This is a genomic window from Kosakonia sp. H7A, assembly GCF_003028445.1.
GTDB lineage: Bacteria > Pseudomonadota > Gammaproteobacteria > Enterobacterales > Enterobacteriaceae > Kosakonia > Kosakonia radicincitans.
Map to the genome: position 1 here is coordinate 1 of NZ_PYTZ01000065.1, position 535 is coordinate 535.

Genomic DNA, 535 nt, shown 5'->3' on the forward strand with positions numbered 1-535 from the left:
CTGGGCCTGGCCGAATGCATGGCGATGGGCAAGCCGGTGATCGGTAGCGGGTGGTCAGGCAACATGGACTTCATGGATGCCCGCAATAGCTGCCCGGTCGGCTATCGCATGGTGCCGGTCGCCGCCGATGCCTATCCCGGCGGCGCAGGAGCGGAGTGGGCAGAGCCCGACATCGACCAGGCCGCCATGTACATGCGCCGCCTGGTCGACGAGCCGGGCCTCGCCGCTGCCCTCGGACAACAGGCCGCCCACGACATTCAGCAGTCCAACGCACCGGCCGTGGCCGGGCGGTTGATTCGCGAACGACTGCGCCAGCTTGAAAAGCAACCTCGCCACAAGGACAACGAGCACATGGGAGACGCGGCATGAAGGACATGCTCCTTGCCGTTTGGCGTTACCGCCATTTCATTCTTTCCTCGATCAAGAACGAACTGCGGCTGCGCTTCATCCGCAGCAAGCTCGGCGGCCTGTGGATGATCATCCACCCTCTGGCCCAGGTGTTGATCTTTGCGCTCATCCTTTCAGAAGTGCTGGC

Annotated in this window: 1 protein-coding gene; it reads left to right on the forward strand. The window is 63.6% G+C overall.

Features of this window, described 5'->3' with window-relative positions:
• A partial coding sequence (locus tag CWM66_RS28990) for a glycosyltransferase (protein ID WP_199200077.1) occupies nt 1–369 on the forward strand: 369 nt, incomplete at its 5' end.
• Between the last annotated feature and the right edge of the window lie 166 nt (nt 370–535).